The sequence below is a fragment of the Ideonella sp. genome, from assembly GCF_041918995.1.
Lineage (GTDB): Bacteria > Pseudomonadota > Gammaproteobacteria > Burkholderiales > Burkholderiaceae_C > Ideonella.
Window position 1 is genome coordinate 136746 of sequence record NZ_JAYRUN010000009.1, and the last position, 13255, is coordinate 150000.

Here is a 13255-nt window from a genome sequence, read left to right on the forward strand (position 1 = left end):
CTGCGGCCGATCCGCCCGCGTCACGGGCGCGTGACGAAAGGGGCCGCTTGCCCACCGCACCCGATGCGCTCTCGCTGACGCTGGGCCTCCTGGCGTTCGCCAGCCTGCTGGCCGCCGGCCTGTGGGCGCCCACCGCCTGGCGCGCCTGGCGGCGCCGCCGCATCGCCGCGCGGCCGTTCCCGGCCGCCTGGCGCAGCGTGCTGCGCCGGCGCATGCCGCTGATGCAGGCGCTGCCGCCCGACCTGCAGCTGCAGCTCAAGCGGCGCATCCTGGTGTTCCTGGCGGAGAAGCCCTTCATCGGCTGCCATGGCCTGGTGGTGACCGACGAGATGCGCGTGCTGGTGGCCGCACAGGCCTGCCTGCTCACGCTGAACCGGCCCGGCGAGCATTTCGCCGGGCTGCGCCAGATCCTGCTGTACCCCAGCGCCTACTGGGTGGACCGCCGCGAGGCGGACGGCACCGGGGTGCAGCACGAGCGCCGCGAGGCCCGCGCCGGGGAGTCCTGGGTGCAGGGCCAGGTCATCCTGTCCTGGCCGGACGTCCTGGCCGGGGCCGCCGACCCGGCCGACGGCGACAACCTCGTCATCCACGAGTTCGCGCACCAGCTGGACCAGGCGCGCGGCCGCGCCACCGGCGCGCCCTACCTGGGCGACCACCGGCGCTACGCCCGCTGGGCGGCGGTGATGGGCCGCGAGTTCGCCGCGCTGCGCGCACGGCTGGCGTCGGGCGAGGCGGGGCTGCTGTCGCCCTACGCCGCCACCGAGCCGGCCGAGTTCTTCGCGGTGGCCAGCGAGGTGTTCTTCGAGCGCCCGCAGGACCTGGCGCGCGAGCACCCCGCGCTGTACGGCGAGCTGGCCCGCTACTACGCCGTCCACCCGCTGTCCTGGCACTAGCCTGCCGCGCGAGCCGCCTCCGGGCAAACCCGAAGCCGCAGGGTAGGATCCCGCGGAGGCAGACGGGACGAGGACACGGTATGCACCATGACGTGGTGGTGGTGGGGGGCGGCGCGGGCGGCCTGGAGCTGGCCGCGCGGCTGGGGCGGCGCCTCGGGCGGCGGCACGGCCCGCGGCGCGTGCTACTGGTGGACCGCTCGGTGTTCCACATCTGGAAGCCCACGCTGCACGAGGTGGCCGCGGGCACGCTGGACGCGCACCAGGAGGGCCTGAGCTACACCGTGCTGGCCCGGCGCAACCACTTCGGCTTCACGCTGGGCGAGCTGCGCGCCCTGGACCCGCAGGCACGCACCCTGCGCCTGGGCGCCATCCACGACGAGCAGGGCCGCCTGCTGGTGCCCGAGCGCACGCTGAGCTACCGCTGGCTGGTGCTGGCCATGGGCAGCGGCTCGAACTTCTTCGGCACGCCGGGCGCCGAGCATGCCTACGTGCTGGAGCAGGCGGCCGACGCGGAGCGCTTCCGCCGCCACCTGCAGGCGGCCTTCACGCGCAGCGCCTTCGCCGCCGACAAGCGCCTGGGCATCGCCATCGTGGGCGGCGGCGCCACCGGCGTGGAGCTGGCGGCCGAGCTCATCGAGGCGCACCAGGAGACCCTGGCCAGCCTGGACCCTGAGCAGGCCTTCCGGCTCGACCTGACGCTGGTGGAAGCCGCCCCGCGCATCCTGGCCGGCCTGCCGGAGCGCATCTCGGCCCAGGCGCAGACGGCCTTGCAGCGCAAGCAGGTGCGCGTGCTCACGCGCACCCGCGTGCAGGCGGTGCAGCCGGACCGCCTGGTCACCGAGTCGCAGGGCGACATCCTGGCGGACCTCATCGTCTGGGCCGCCGGCATCCAGGCCGCGCCGAACAACCCCTCGCTGGGGCTGGCCACGAACCGGGCCAACCAGTTCGTGGTGGACGACCGGCTGGCCACCTCCGCCGAGGGCGTGTACGCCCTCGGCGACTGCGCGGCCTGCCCCTGGAGCGCCGACAAGACCGTGCCTGCGCGCGCCCAGGCCGCGCACCAGCAGGCGGACTACCTCGCCACGCGCCTGCTGGCCCTGCTGCACGAACGTGCGCCGGCCGAGCGGCCGTTCACCTACCGCGACTTCGGCTCGCTGGTCTCGCTGGGCGACAACAAGGGCGTGGGCAACCTCATGGGCGGCCTGGCCGGCCGCAACTTCTTCGTCGAGGGCCTGATCGCCAAGTGGATGTACATGTCGCTGCACCTGATGCACCACCGCGCCATCCTGGGCGTGGGCGGCACCTTCGTGCTGGCGATGGCGCGGCTGCTGCAGCGGCGCGTGTCGGGGCGGCTGAAGCTGCATTGACCGGCGCCGGCCGACGCGCGCCGTCGGTCCTGTCCGACACGCGGCGGCCGCCCGGGCGCGCACCATGGATCCCGTCGATGAGGCCCGCAGCGGCCCGACAACCGATCCACCCGACAAGGAGATTCCACATGAACAAGCGCACCCTGCAAGCCGCCCTGGCCGCCGCCCTCGCCGCCGGTACCGTGGGCCTGTACGCCCAGTCCACCACGGACAGCTCGACCACCTCCACGACCACCACGACGACCCAGTCCGAAATGGACAAGGGCGTGCCCGATGTGGACGTGAACGTCGGCCGCAACGCCGACGGCGCCATCGACGTGAACCGGGCCAACACCGAACGCGCCCAGGGCGTGCCGGGCGTGGACGCCGACGCAGGCCGCAACGCCTCGAACGGCGCCATGGACGTGACCACCTCGCCGCAGGCCGACCGCGACGCCAGCCTGACCGGTTCCGCCACCACGGGCAGCGCCACGACCAGCGCCGACACGAGCGCGGACGGCTCGCTGGCCCCGCGTGCGGACCGCAACTAAGGCCTTCGCCGCGCCTTCCGGGCCGCCGCCGCCGCGAGGCGCCGGCGGCCGTCGGCACCTAAAATGCGGGGTTTGATCGCCCGGGCCCCGCGCCGATGCCGCACGACCTCTCCTCCCGCCTCGGCCGCCTGTGGGCCTGGCTGGACATGCACCTGGTGGACCACGGCTTCGTGCGGGCGGTCTACAACAACTTCCACGACCTGGGCGGCGGCATGTACCGGCTCTCGCAGCCGAGCCCTGCGCAGATCCGCGCCTACCACCGGCGGCTGGGCATCCGCACCATCGTCAACCTGCGTGGCGACCACGGCTACGGTTCCTACCCGATGGAGGTGGAGACCTGCCGCGAGCTGGGCATCCGGCTGGTCGACCACCGCATGTTCTCGCGCCAGCCGCCCTCGCCCGAGACGGTGGAGGCCACGCGGCAGCTGTTCGACAGCATCGAGTACCCGGCCCTGCTGCACTGCAAGTCCGGCGCCGACCGCGCGGGCATCGCCAGCGTGCTGTACCGCCACTTCCGCATGGGCGTGCCCATCGCTGAGGCCAGGCGCGAGCTGAACTGGCGCTTCGGCCACTTCAACTTCGGCAAGACGGCGGTGCTGGACTACTTCTTCGACCGCTACCTGCAGGACAACGCGCGCGAGCCGATCCCGTTCATCGACTGGGTGCGCCAACGCTACGACAAGCGCACGCTGCACCAGGCCTTCAACCGCCAGCGGCGCGAGAACGGCGTGGGCGACTGGATCATCGACAAGCTGCTGCACCGCGAATGAAGGCCGCCTGGGGCACCTACCGCCGCCTGCTGGGCTATGCCCGGCCGTACCGCCGCGTGGTCGCGGTGTCGCTGCTGGCCATGGTGACGGCCGCCGTGCTGGAGCCCATGCTGCCGGCGCTGCTGAAGCGGCTGACCGACGAGGCCCTCATCGGCAAGGACCCCACCGCCGGCTGGCAGGTGCCCTTGCTCATGATGGCCGTGTTCCTGGGCAAGGGCGTCGCCGAGTACGCCGCCAGCGTGGCCAGCCAGTGGGTGGCGCAGCGCGCCATCGCCGACCTGCGGCAGCAGGTGTTCGACCACCAGACGGGCCTGCCGCTGGCCGCCCACCAGGCACAGACCCACGGCCGCATGCTCTCGCGCGTGCTGTACGACATCCCGCAGGTGGGCCAGTCCATCTCCAGCGCGTGGATCGTGGTGGTGCGCGATTCGCTGTTCGTCGTCGGCCTGGTGGGCTACCTGCTCTACACCGCCTGGCAGCTGGCGCTGATGCTGGTGGTGGTGGGGCCGCTGGTGGCCGTGGTCATCCGGGTGGCCAGCCGCAAGCTGCGCGGCTCCAACCGCGAGATGCAGCAGCTGGCCGGGCTGATGACCGGCCAGGTGGAGTCGTCGCTGGTGGGCGTGAAGGAGATCAAGGTCTTCGGCGCGCGCCGCTACGAGGCCGAGCGCTTCAACGCCCTGGCCGAACGCCTGCGCCGCGCCACCATGCGCACCATCCGCGTCCAGGCGGCCAACGTGCCGCTGGTGCAGGTGCTGGCCGCCGTGGCGGTGTCCGGGATGATCCTGTTCGTCACCACGCTGTCCTCGCGCAACCTGCTCACGCCGGGCGAGTTCTTCGGCTTCGTGACCGCCATGTCCATGCTGTTCGAGCCGATCCGCCGGCTCACCAACGTGAACGGCACCATCCAGGCCGGCCTGGCCTCGGCCGAGAGCATCTTCGGCCTGCTCGACGAGCCGCTGGAGCCCGACACCTCGTCCAGCGCGGCCGGCGCCGCGCCCGCGCCGGCGCGCGCGGCGGCCCGCGAGCCGCGCCCGCTGCGGTTCCGCCAGGTGGGGTTCCACTACCCTGGCCAGGAGCGTGCGGCCCTGGCGGACTTCGATCTCGTGGTCCCGGCCGGCGCCACGGTGGCGCTGGTGGGCGCGTCGGGCAGCGGCAAGACCACCGTCACGCACCTGCTGGCGCGCTTCTACGCGCCGGGCGAGGGCCAGATCCTCTGGGGCGACACGCCGATCGACGCCCTCCCGCTGGCCGACTGGCGGGCCCACCTCGCACTCGTGGGCCAGCAGGTGGTGCTGTTCGACGACACGCTGGCCGCCAACATCGCCTATGGCCGGCCCGACGTGCCGCGCGAGGCCATCGAGCAGGCCGCCCGCGCCGCGCACGCCTGGGAGTTCATCGAGCGCACGCCGCAGGGGCTGGACACCCCCTGCGGCGAGAACGGCGTGTCGCTCTCCGGCGGCCAGCGCCAGCGCATCGCCATCGCACGCGCCTTCCTCAAGGACGCACCGCTGCTCATCCTGGACGAGGCCACCTCCGCGCTCGACAACGAGAGCGAGCGCCAGGTGCAGCAGGCGCTGCGCACCCTCGTGCGCGGCCGCACCACGCTGGTCATCGCGCACCGCATGTCCACGATCGAGCATGCCGACCTCATCGTCGTGATGGACCAGGGCCGCATCGTCGAGCAGGGGCGCCATGCCGAGCTGCTCGCGCACGGCGGCCACTATGCGCGCCTGCACCGCGCGCAGTTCGACGAGGCCGGCTGAGGCGCGGGCGCACCGCGTGCAGGCATCCGCCTACACGGCGATGCTCGCGCGTCCGATGGGCCGCACCACCCGGCACGGCGAGCATGGCGGCATGGCCCGCGTGTCCGCGGGCAGCGAAAGGACCGCCATGACCCGCACCCGACTGCTTGCCCTGCCCCTGGCCCTGGCCGTGGCCGCCCCCCTGATGGGCCTGAGCCTGCCGGCCGCCGCACAGGTGGACGTGGACCTGGTGCTGCGCGTGCCGCCGCCCGCCCCGCGCGTGGAGCCCGTGCCGCCCCCGCGCCCGGGCCACGTCTGGGCGCCCGGCTACTGGGCCTGGCGTGGCAACCAGCACGTGTGGGTCGCCGGCAGCTTCCAGCCCGTGCGCGCCGGGCATGTCTACCAGCAGCCGCGCTGGGTGCAGCGCGACGGCCAATGGGTGTTCACCGCCGGCCGCTGGGCGCGCCACGACAAGGACGGCGACGGCGTGAACAACGCCTGGGACCGTGACCGCGACGGCGACGGCGTGAACAACCGCCACGACCGCCATCCCAACGTGGGCCGCTGACGGTCCGGGGCCGGCCATGGCACGCCTGAAGCGCGGCGCAGCGCTGGCGCTCGGCGCCGCCGGGCTGCTGGTGGCCGCCTTCGGCCTGGCCGAATGGCGTGGCTGGCCGTTCCTGGCGGCCCCCGCCGAGCGGTGGCTGACCGGCCGGCTGGAGCGCACCGTGCAGTTCGGCGCGGGTGAGGCGGCGGCGCCGGCCTCCGCCGGCTTCCACCTGCGCCTGCTGGGCGGCCTGCGCCTGCGCGTGGATGCGCTGGAAGTGGCGAACGCCGACTGGAGCCGCATGGGGCCGGTGATGCAGGCCCGCCAGGTGGTGCTGCACCTGCGCTGGCGTGACCTGCTGGCCGCGCGCGATGGCCGCATGCTGCGCGTGGCGGACCTGCGCGCCGATGGTCTGCGCCTGGCGCTGGAGCGCCGGGCCGATGGCCGCGCCAGCTGGCACCTGGGGGAAGGCAGCCGCGGCGCGGACAGTGGCGCGCCGGCCATCGCGGGCGTGCAGTTCGAGTCGCTGCAGGTGCGCGACGGCCAATTGCGCCTGGCCGATGCCGCCGCCGCGGTGCAGCTGGAAGGCCGATTCGCCTACCTGCCCGACACCTGGAAAGGCCAGCCGGGCTGGCGCGCGGAGGCCCGCGGCCGCTACCGCGACGCGCCGCTGACCGTGCAGATGACCACCGGCCCGGTCATGGCCGAGCTGGACCCGAGCCAGCTGCCGCCCGTGCCCCTGCGGCTGGAGGGCAGCGCCGGCCAGGCGGCCCTGCGCTTCGAAGGACAGGTGGACCGCCTGCCTTCGCTGGGTGCGTTGCAGGGGCGCTACAAGCTCAGCGGGCCCTCGCTGGCCGCGGTGGGCGAGCCGCTGGGCGTCACCTTGCCCACCACCCCCTCGTTCACGATGAGCGGTGAGCTGGTGCGCCGCGGCGAGCGCTGGACCACGGCCGTGGAGAACGCACGCATCGGGCGCAGCCAGCTGGCCGGTGAGTTCGTGTTCGAGCGCCGCGCGGGCGCGGTGCCGGTGCTGACGGGCGAGCTGCGCGGCCCCGCCCTGGTGCTGCAGGACCTGGGGCCCGCCATCGGCACCACCGCCGCGCCGGGCGCGCCGCCCGCGCCCCGGCCGGTCGGCGCGGCGGCCGCGCGCGAGGCGACGGATGCCGACGGTGGACGCGTGCTGCCCGACCGGCCGCTCGACCTGCCCTCGCTGGCGGCCATGGAGGCGGACGTGCGCATCGCGCTGGGTCGGCTGGAGCTCGGCCATCCGCGCCTGCAGGCGCTGCAGCCGGTGCGCGGCCGCCTGCGGCTGGTCGACCGCGTGCTGACGCTGGAGGACCTGGACGCCACGCTGGCGCGCGGCCGCGTGACCGGCCGCATCACGCTCGACAGCCGGCCGGCCCAGGCCCACTGGACCATGGACCTGCATGCGCGCGACCTGCGCCTGGAAGAGTGGATCGCCCAGCCGCGCGACGACGGCCAGCCGCCCTACGTGACGGGCGAGCTGGACGCCAAGGTGGCCCTGCAGGGCCCTGGCCGCTCGATCGCCCAGCTGCTGTCGCAGGCGCAGGGCGACGCACGGCTGGTGTGGACGCGCGGCACGCTGTCGCACCTGGTGGTCGAAGGCGCCGGCATCGACGTGGCCCAGGCCGTGGGCGTGCTGCTGCGCGGCGACCAGGGGCTGCCCGTGCGCTGCGGCGCGGCCGACCTGCGCGTGCAGCGGGGGGTGGTGGTGCCCAACCTGCTGGTCGTGGACACGCCCGACTCCACGCTGTGGGGCACCGGCCAGCTGTCGCTGGCCACCGAGGCGATGGACCTCACCCTGCGCTCCGCCCCCAAGGACGTGAGCCCGCTGGCGCTGCGCACCCCCGTGCATGTGCGCGGCACGCTGGGCGACCCGCAGCTGTCGCTGGACAAGGGGCCGCTGGCGCGGCGCCTGGTGCCCTCGCTGCTGCTCGGCCTGGTGAACCCCCTGGCCGCCCTGCTGCCCCTGGTGGACACGGGCAGCGACGCCGCGGACCAGCGCGCCGCGGGCTGCCGCGCCCTCATGTCCCGGCTGGGCGCCCCGCCGTCCGGCGGCGCCGCCGCGCCGGCCGCCACCCCCCCGGCCACCGGCGCGCGGCACCTGACGCGGCGCCGTGTAGGACGTGTCCGACAGCAATCCCACTCTTGCACGCACGCCTCACACCTGTGCACCATGCCGATAATCGATCGCACCCCCTCGCCGCTGCGACGCCCACCGCCCATGTCCTCGACTCCGCCCGTCCGCGTCGACATCGCCGCCCTGGCGCCGCCCCAGACGGCGGCGGCGACGCTGCGCTGCTTCCTGGTCGAGGACAGCCCGGTGATCCGGCAGAACCTCGTGGCCACGCTGGAGGAGCTGCTGGCGGTGGACGTGGTGGGCACGGCCGAGGACGAACGCAGCGCCGTGCAGTGGCTGCGCCAGGAAGGCGCCGCGTGCGACCTCATGATCATCGACATCTTCCTGCGCCAGGGCACGGGCCTGGAGGTGCTGCGCCAGGCGCGGCAGCTGCGCCCGGGCACCCGGCTCGTCGTGCTGACCAACTACGCCACGCCGGACATGCGCAAGCGCTGCGCCGAGCTGGGCGCGGACCGTGTGTTCGACAAGTCGGCCGAGCTGGAGGAGCTGATCGCCTACTGCGAGACCCTGGGCACGGGCCCCACCGGCCTCACTGGATGAGGCCGTTCTTCAGCGCGTAGTAGGTCAGGTCGCTGTTCGAGCTGAGCTTCATCTTCTCCATCACGCGCGTGCGGTAGGTGCTCACGGTCTTCACCGACAGCGCCATCGAGTCCGCCATGTGGCCGATGGTCTCGCCCTTGGCCAGGCGCAGGAACACCTGGAACTCGCGCTCCGACAGCTGCTCGTGCGGCAGCTTGTCGGGGTTGCCGCCCAGCGTGTCGGCCAGGAGCTCGGCCACCGCGGGGGTGATGTACTTGCGGCCGCGGTACACCGTGCGGATGGCGCTGACGATCTCCTCCGGGTCGCACTCCTTGTTCAGGTAGCCGCTGGCGCCCTGGCGCAGCAGCGTCGTCGCGTAGTGCGCCTCGGGAAAGCCCGAGAGGATGAGCACCGGCAGGTCGGGCTCGCGCGCCTTGATCGCCGCCAGGGCATCGACGCCGCTCTGGTCGGGCATGGACAGGTCCATCACCAGCACGTCGACCTCGCCCTTGCGCACCAGGTCCAGGGCCTCGCGGCCGTTGGCCGCCTCCCCGGTGACCCGCAGGTCCACCTGCTCGGAGAAGAACTGACGGAGCCCCGTGCGGACGATGACGTGGTCGTCGACGATGCCGATTCTGATCATGGGAAGCCTTGTGCGTTGGCCGGAAGCAGCGCCTGCGTCGGCAAGTGCCGTGCCCGGGCAGGCCCGCCGATTGCCGTGGGCGCCCGGCATGGCACGTCGCATTCCCTCCTGGCTCGAGCGCCGCCGCTACAAGGTGCTTGCCCTGCCCCTGGCCGCCCTGGTGGCCGGCCTGCTCATTGCGGTGAGCGAGCTGGCCTACCACGGCGCCAGCTCGCGGCTCGCCCGCCTGTCGTCCATGGACCAGGCACGCTTCGAGCTGCTGCGCGTGCTGCGCCGCGTGACGGATGCCGAATCCGGCGAGCGCGGCTACCTGCTCACGCGCGGGCCCGAGTACCTGGCGCCCTACCAGTCGGCCCGCGCCGACGTGTTCGACGGCCTGGCGCGGCTGGAGACGCTTTACCGCGAGAGCGGCGACAGCGGCGCCGAGGTGCACCGCCGCCGCATCTCCGCGCTGGTGATCGCCAAGATGAGCGAGATGGAGGAGGTGCTGCGGCTGGACGCCAGCGGCGCGCGCGAGACCGCGCTGGAGATGGTGCGCACCGGCATCGGCCGCGACCAGATGGACCAGCTGCGGCGCGAGGTCGATGCACTGCTGCGTGAGCAGACCCTGGCCAGCGCCGAGGCGCAGGCCGGCGTGTACGACACCCTGCTCTGGCACCGCCTGGGTGTGGCGGGCCTCACCGGCCTCGGCCTCATCGTGCTGGCGGCCTTTCTGCGCAAGGAGCGCCAGCTCGACCGCCAGCTGGCCGAACGCCAGGCCGAGGTGCAGGCCGAGCGCGACCGCCTGGAACGCGAGGTGAGCGAACGCACCGCCGACCTCACCGAACTGGCCCGCCACCTGCAGACCGCGCGCGAGGACGAGCGCGCCCGCCTGGCGCGCGAGCTGCACGACGAGCTGGGCGCCTTGCTCACCGCCGCCAAGCTGGACGTGGCGCGCATCCGACCGCGGCTGTTGCAGGCCGCGCCCGACCTGCAGCCGCGGCTGGCGCACCTGGTGGAGGCGCTGAACAGCGGCATCGCGCTGAAGCGCCGCATCATCGAGGACCTGCGGCCCTCCACGCTGAACAGCCTGGGCCTGGTGCCGGCGCTGGAGATCCTGTGCAGCGAGTCGGCCGAGCGCATGGGCGTGCCCATCCACACCGAGCTGGCGCCGGTGCGGCTGCCGCCGGGGGCCGACCTGGTCGTGTTCCGCCTGGTGCAGGAATCGCTCACCAACATCGCCAAGTACGCGCAGGCGAAGCAGGTGCGCGTGCAACTCGGCGCGGAGGGCGACGAGGCGCGTGTGCAGGTGGCCGACGACGGCGTGGGTTTTCGGGTGAGCCGCACGCTGCGCGGCAGCCACGGCCTGTTGGGCATGCGCTTTCGCGTCGAGGCCGAGCGCGGCCGGCTGGACGTGGCCTCCACGCCCGGCGAGGGCACCACGCTCACGGCCTGGCTGCCGCTGGACGCCCCGGACGCCCCGCCGGCCGCCACCGATGCCACCGACGCGCCGGCCGACGGCGCCGCCCAGGGCGCGGCGTAGGCCGCGTCCTACGGCAGGGTGCCCGCGCCGACTACAGCGAGCCGCGCCGTGTGCCGCTGTCGGCCGGGCGATGGCCTTCCTACAGTGGCTTCCATCGCGGCACGCCAGATGCCGTGTCACCACTGAGGAGCCCGTTCATGCTGCATTACGCCGTCGTCTTTCTCGTCATCGCGCTGATCGCGGCGCTGCTCGGTTTCGGCGGCCTGGCCGCCGGCGCCGCCAGCATCGCCAAGGTGCTCGCCATCGTCTTCGTGGTGATGGCCGTGGCGTCGTTCCTGTGGGGCCGGCTGCGCCGTCCCTGAGCGCGACCGCTCCTCCTCCACCGTTCGCCCACAGAAAAAGGAACCACCATGCAAAAGACCGCTTCCGCCCATGACACCGCCCAGGCCGTGGCCGACCGGCTGGCCGAGCGCGCCGACCATGCCCGCGAGCGCATGCACGCCGCGGTCGACACGCTGCACCACGGCGCGGACGACCTGCTGCACGCCGCGCCCAACGCCTTCAGCCGCGCCGCGGCGCAGATGGAGGCCATCACCCGCCGTGGTGTGGACCGCGCCCGCGAGGCTGGCCACCGGGTGAGCGACAGCGCCCACCTGGCGCGCGACCGCACGCTGGGCTACGTGGCCCATGAGCCGGTGAAGTCGCTGCTGATCGCCGTCGCCGCCGGCGCCGCCGTCGCGCTGCTGGCCGGCTGGCTGTCGCGTTCGCGCCAGCACCCCCCCTACTGACCGCCGCGGGGCCCTGCCCCGCCGGCCCACCTGCCCACAACCACGAGAGGACCTGCCATGAACACCACCCACCGCACCACCGCCTGCTGGATGGCGGCCGCCCTGAGCGCCTTCATGATCGTCGGCTGCGACAGCCGTGACGACCGCACCGCCGGCGAGAAGCTGGACGCCGCCGTCGCCGAGACCAAGCAGGAGACGGCCGAGGCGCGTGCCGACGCTTCCGCCGCCATGGACCGGGCCGGCGACAAGGTGGAGAACGCCACCGCGAACATGGCCAACACCATGGACGACGCCGGCATCACCGCCAAGGTCAATGCTGCGTTCGCGGGCGACCCCAAGCTCAGCGCCATGAAGATCGACGTGGACACCGAGCAGGGCCGCGTCAGCCTGAGCGGCACCGCCCCCGACGCGCAGGCGCGTGACCGCGCCACCGAGCTCGCCCAGGCCGTCGAAGGCGTGAAGGGCGTGGACAACCAGCTGCAGCTGGGCCGCTGAACGCCCGCCTGACCCAGCGCCCCCGGGAGAACCACCATGCGACGCCTGCCCGCCACGTTCTACGTCGTCGTCACGCTGCTCAGCGTGGCCATGACCCTGGTGCAGCCGGCGGAAGCCGATGCGTTCAATGCCAGCTCGCCGGCCGTGGCCGACGAGCTGGTGGGGCCGCTGGTGTCACAGCTGCTTGAAGAAGAAGGTGGTGCCGCAGACGCGGCCGTCGGGCAGTAAGGCGTAGCGCGGCACCTCGCCCACTCGCTGCCATCCGCAGCGTGCGTAGAGGCGCTCCGCATCACCGCCGGTGACGGTGTCCAGCACCAGCACATCGCGCCCCGCTTGCGTGGCCGCCTGCTCCACCGCCCGCATCAGGCCCTCGGCCACGCCTTGGCGCCGGGCGCGCCGGTGCACCAGCACCTTGGCCACCTCGGCACGATGGGGCTGGTTGTCCGGCATGGCCAGCACCAGCTGCGCCGTGCCCACCACGGCGCCGGTGGCGCCCTCGACCGCCACCAGCAGGACACGCTCGCCGCGTGTCACGCCCTGCGCCACGCCCTCCCAGAACGCCAGCGCCTGCGCGCGGCTCAGCCCCGCCATGAAGCTGACCGAGGCGCCCCCGGCCACGCAGTCCAGCAGCACGTCGGCCAGGTCGTCGCGCCAGGCGCGGGCCTTCAGCGCATCGGCGCGCCGGATCTCGATCGACAGCGGATGCAGGGCGTTCATGCGCCGGCCTTTCGCGAAGCGGCCGGCAGCGTGACCAGCGCCACGAGGTAGCGCGCCGTGCCCGGGCCGGGGTTGTGGAAGACGATGGCATGGTCCAGCGTCATCGCCAGGCAGTCGCCGGGCTCCAGCCGCCACAGCGCGTCGCCCATGCGGATGTCCATGCGGCCGTCGATCATCCAGACCTGCTGGCGCACCGGCGCCGGCCGGGCGAGCTGGTCGTAGGCGATGCGCTGGCCGGCGGGGAACAGCACGTCCACCAGCTGAAGCGGCGCGCCCACGACCGGCGACACGTTGCGCCGCACATAGCCCGTGGCGGGGTCCTGCCAGAGCGGCTGCTCGTGCACGCGCAGCAGCGGCGACGGCACCGCCGCCGGCTGGGCCGGCTCGAACAGCGAGGCCACGGTGACGCCCAGCGCACCCGAGAGCCTGTCCAGCACCACGGCCGTGGGGCTGCTCTGGCCGCGCTCGATGAGCGAGATGTTGCTGCGGCTCACGCCGCTGGACTCGGCCAGGGCCTCCAGCGAGAGCCCGGACGTGTCACGCAGCTGCTTCACGCGCTGGCCGATGCGTTGGTTCAGGTCCATGCCGTCCAGTTTACTGGAATCTTGCGTCCCGCAAAAT

Annotated in this window: 15 protein-coding genes; 12 read left to right on the forward strand and 3 right to left on the reverse strand. The window is 73.6% G+C overall.

Annotation, left to right across the window (positions count from 1 at the left end):
• Nucleotides 1–47: 47 nt before the first annotated feature.
• From ACE3UN_RS10180 to ACE3UN_RS10210, 7 genes are all read left to right on the forward strand, one after another.
• Entirely contained in the window at nt 48–893 is an 846-nt protein-coding gene (locus ACE3UN_RS10180) for a zinc-dependent peptidase (RefSeq protein WP_374674824.1), read from the forward strand.
• Between the two features lie 80 nt (nt 894–973).
• Nucleotides 974–2260 carry an NAD(P)/FAD-dependent oxidoreductase gene (locus tag ACE3UN_RS10185; protein ID WP_374674825.1) on the forward strand — a complete coding sequence of 429 codons (1287 nt, stop codon included), beginning with the start codon at nt 974–976 and terminating at the stop codon, nt 2258–2260.
• Between the two features lie 128 nt (nt 2261–2388).
• A complete protein-coding gene (locus ACE3UN_RS10190) occupies nt 2389–2790 on the forward strand; it encodes a hypothetical protein (RefSeq protein WP_374674826.1) in 402 nt (133 codons plus the stop codon).
• 95 nt (nt 2791–2885) lie between these two features.
• Nucleotides 2886–3560 (forward strand): tyrosine-protein phosphatase, encoded by a 675-nt coding sequence (locus ACE3UN_RS10195; RefSeq protein WP_374674827.1) that lies wholly within the window; start codon nt 2886–2888, stop codon nt 3558–3560.
• Entirely contained in the window at nt 3557–5323 is a 1767-nt protein-coding gene (gene msbA, locus ACE3UN_RS10200) for a lipid A export permease/ATP-binding protein MsbA (protein WP_374674828.1), read from the forward strand. Before ACE3UN_RS10195 ends, msbA begins: the two co-directional genes overlap by 4 nt.
• 127 nt (nt 5324–5450) lie before the next feature.
• Nucleotides 5451–5870: a thrombospondin type 3 repeat-containing protein gene (locus ACE3UN_RS10205; protein WP_374674829.1), complete on the forward strand. Its 420-nt coding sequence runs from the start codon at nt 5451–5453 to the stop codon at nt 5868–5870.
• Nucleotides 5871–5886: 16 nt separating this feature from the next.
• Entirely contained in the window at nt 5887–8550 is a 2664-nt protein-coding gene (locus ACE3UN_RS10210; protein WP_374674830.1) for an AsmA family protein, read from the forward strand.
• Here ACE3UN_RS10210 and ACE3UN_RS10215 read toward each other — a convergent pair.
• Entirely contained in the window at nt 8540–9172 is a 633-nt protein-coding gene (locus ACE3UN_RS10215) for a response regulator (protein ID WP_374674831.1), read from the reverse strand. The genes ACE3UN_RS10210 and ACE3UN_RS10215 overlap by 11 nt on opposite strands.
• An 88-nt stretch (nt 9173–9260) precedes the next feature.
• Between ACE3UN_RS10215 and ACE3UN_RS10220 the strand changes: the two genes are divergently transcribed.
• The 5 genes from ACE3UN_RS10220 (at nt 9261) to ACE3UN_RS10240 (ending at nt 12145) form a co-directional block, all read left to right on the forward strand.
• Nucleotides 9261–10694, forward strand: a complete 1434-nt coding sequence (locus ACE3UN_RS10220) for a CHASE3 domain-containing protein (RefSeq protein ID WP_374674832.1) — start codon at nt 9261–9263, stop codon at nt 10692–10694.
• 137 nt (nt 10695–10831) lie between these two features.
• Nucleotides 10832–10996: a DUF1328 domain-containing protein gene (locus tag ACE3UN_RS10225; RefSeq protein ID WP_374674833.1), complete on the forward strand. Its 165-nt coding sequence runs from the start codon at nt 10832–10834 to the stop codon at nt 10994–10996.
• Between the two features lie 48 nt (nt 10997–11044).
• Nucleotides 11045–11422, forward strand: a complete 378-nt coding sequence (locus ACE3UN_RS10230; RefSeq protein WP_374674834.1) for a hypothetical protein — start codon at nt 11045–11047, stop codon at nt 11420–11422.
• 57 nt (nt 11423–11479) lie between these two features.
• On the forward strand, nt 11480–11917 hold the full coding sequence (locus tag ACE3UN_RS10235) for a BON domain-containing protein (RefSeq protein ID WP_374674835.1): 438 nt from the start codon (nt 11480–11482) through the stop codon (nt 11915–11917).
• Between the two features lie 36 nt (nt 11918–11953).
• Entirely contained in the window at nt 11954–12145 is a 192-nt protein-coding gene (locus ACE3UN_RS10240) for a hypothetical protein (protein WP_374674836.1), read from the forward strand.
• On the opposite strand, the gene ACE3UN_RS10245 is transcribed toward ACE3UN_RS10240, so the two are convergent.
• Together ACE3UN_RS10245 and ACE3UN_RS10250 are read right to left on the reverse strand one after the other, a co-directional pair.
• The gene (locus ACE3UN_RS10245) at nt 12092–12634 is read right to left on the reverse strand and encodes an N-acetyltransferase family protein (protein ID WP_374674837.1); all 543 of its coding nucleotides are present in this window, start codon (nt 12632–12634) and stop codon (nt 12092–12094) included. The two genes, ACE3UN_RS10240 and ACE3UN_RS10245, sit on opposite strands and share 54 nt — an antisense overlap.
• Entirely contained in the window at nt 12631–13218 is a 588-nt protein-coding gene (locus ACE3UN_RS10250; protein WP_374674838.1) for a helix-turn-helix domain-containing protein, read from the reverse strand. Before ACE3UN_RS10250 ends, ACE3UN_RS10245 begins: the two co-directional genes overlap by 4 nt.
• Nucleotides 13219–13255 lie beyond the last annotated feature (37 nt).

What these genes read in the sequence shown, in the direction of transcription:
- ACE3UN_RS10185 (WP_374674825.1), top strand. Translation starts at nt 974, where the DNA reads ATGCACCATGACGTGGTGGTGGTGGGGGGCGGCGCGGGCGGCCTGGAG.
- ACE3UN_RS10190 (WP_374674826.1), top strand. Translation starts at nt 2,389, where the DNA reads ATGAACAAGCGCACCCTGCAAGCCGCCCTGGCCGCCGCCCTCGCCGCC.
- ACE3UN_RS10195 (WP_374674827.1), top strand. Translation starts at nt 2,886, where the DNA reads ATGCCGCACGACCTCTCCTCCCGCCTCGGCCGCCTGTGGGCCTGGCTG.
- msbA (WP_374674828.1), top strand. Translation starts at nt 3,557, where the DNA reads ATGAAGGCCGCCTGGGGCACCTACCGCCGCCTGCTGGGCTATGCCCGG.
- ACE3UN_RS10205 (WP_374674829.1), top strand. Translation starts at nt 5,451, where the DNA reads ATGACCCGCACCCGACTGCTTGCCCTGCCCCTGGCCCTGGCCGTGGCC.
- ACE3UN_RS10210 (WP_374674830.1), top strand. Translation starts at nt 5,887, where the DNA reads ATGGCACGCCTGAAGCGCGGCGCAGCGCTGGCGCTCGGCGCCGCCGGG.
- ACE3UN_RS10215 (WP_374674831.1), bottom strand. Translation starts at nt 9,172, where the DNA reads ATGATCAGAATCGGCATCGTCGACGACCACGTCATCGTCCGCACGGGG.
- ACE3UN_RS10220 (WP_374674832.1), top strand. Translation starts at nt 9,261, where the DNA reads ATGGCACGTCGCATTCCCTCCTGGCTCGAGCGCCGCCGCTACAAGGTG.
- ACE3UN_RS10225 (WP_374674833.1), top strand. Translation starts at nt 10,832, where the DNA reads ATGCTGCATTACGCCGTCGTCTTTCTCGTCATCGCGCTGATCGCGGCG.
- ACE3UN_RS10230 (WP_374674834.1), top strand. Translation starts at nt 11,045, where the DNA reads ATGCAAAAGACCGCTTCCGCCCATGACACCGCCCAGGCCGTGGCCGAC.
- ACE3UN_RS10235 (WP_374674835.1), top strand. Translation starts at nt 11,480, where the DNA reads ATGAACACCACCCACCGCACCACCGCCTGCTGGATGGCGGCCGCCCTG.
- ACE3UN_RS10240 (WP_374674836.1), top strand. Translation starts at nt 11,954, where the DNA reads ATGCGACGCCTGCCCGCCACGTTCTACGTCGTCGTCACGCTGCTCAGC.
- ACE3UN_RS10245 (WP_374674837.1), bottom strand. Translation starts at nt 12,634, where the DNA reads ATGAACGCCCTGCATCCGCTGTCGATCGAGATCCGGCGCGCCGATGCG.
- ACE3UN_RS10250 (WP_374674838.1), bottom strand. Translation starts at nt 13,218, where the DNA reads ATGGACCTGAACCAACGCATCGGCCAGCGCGTGAAGCAGCTGCGTGAC.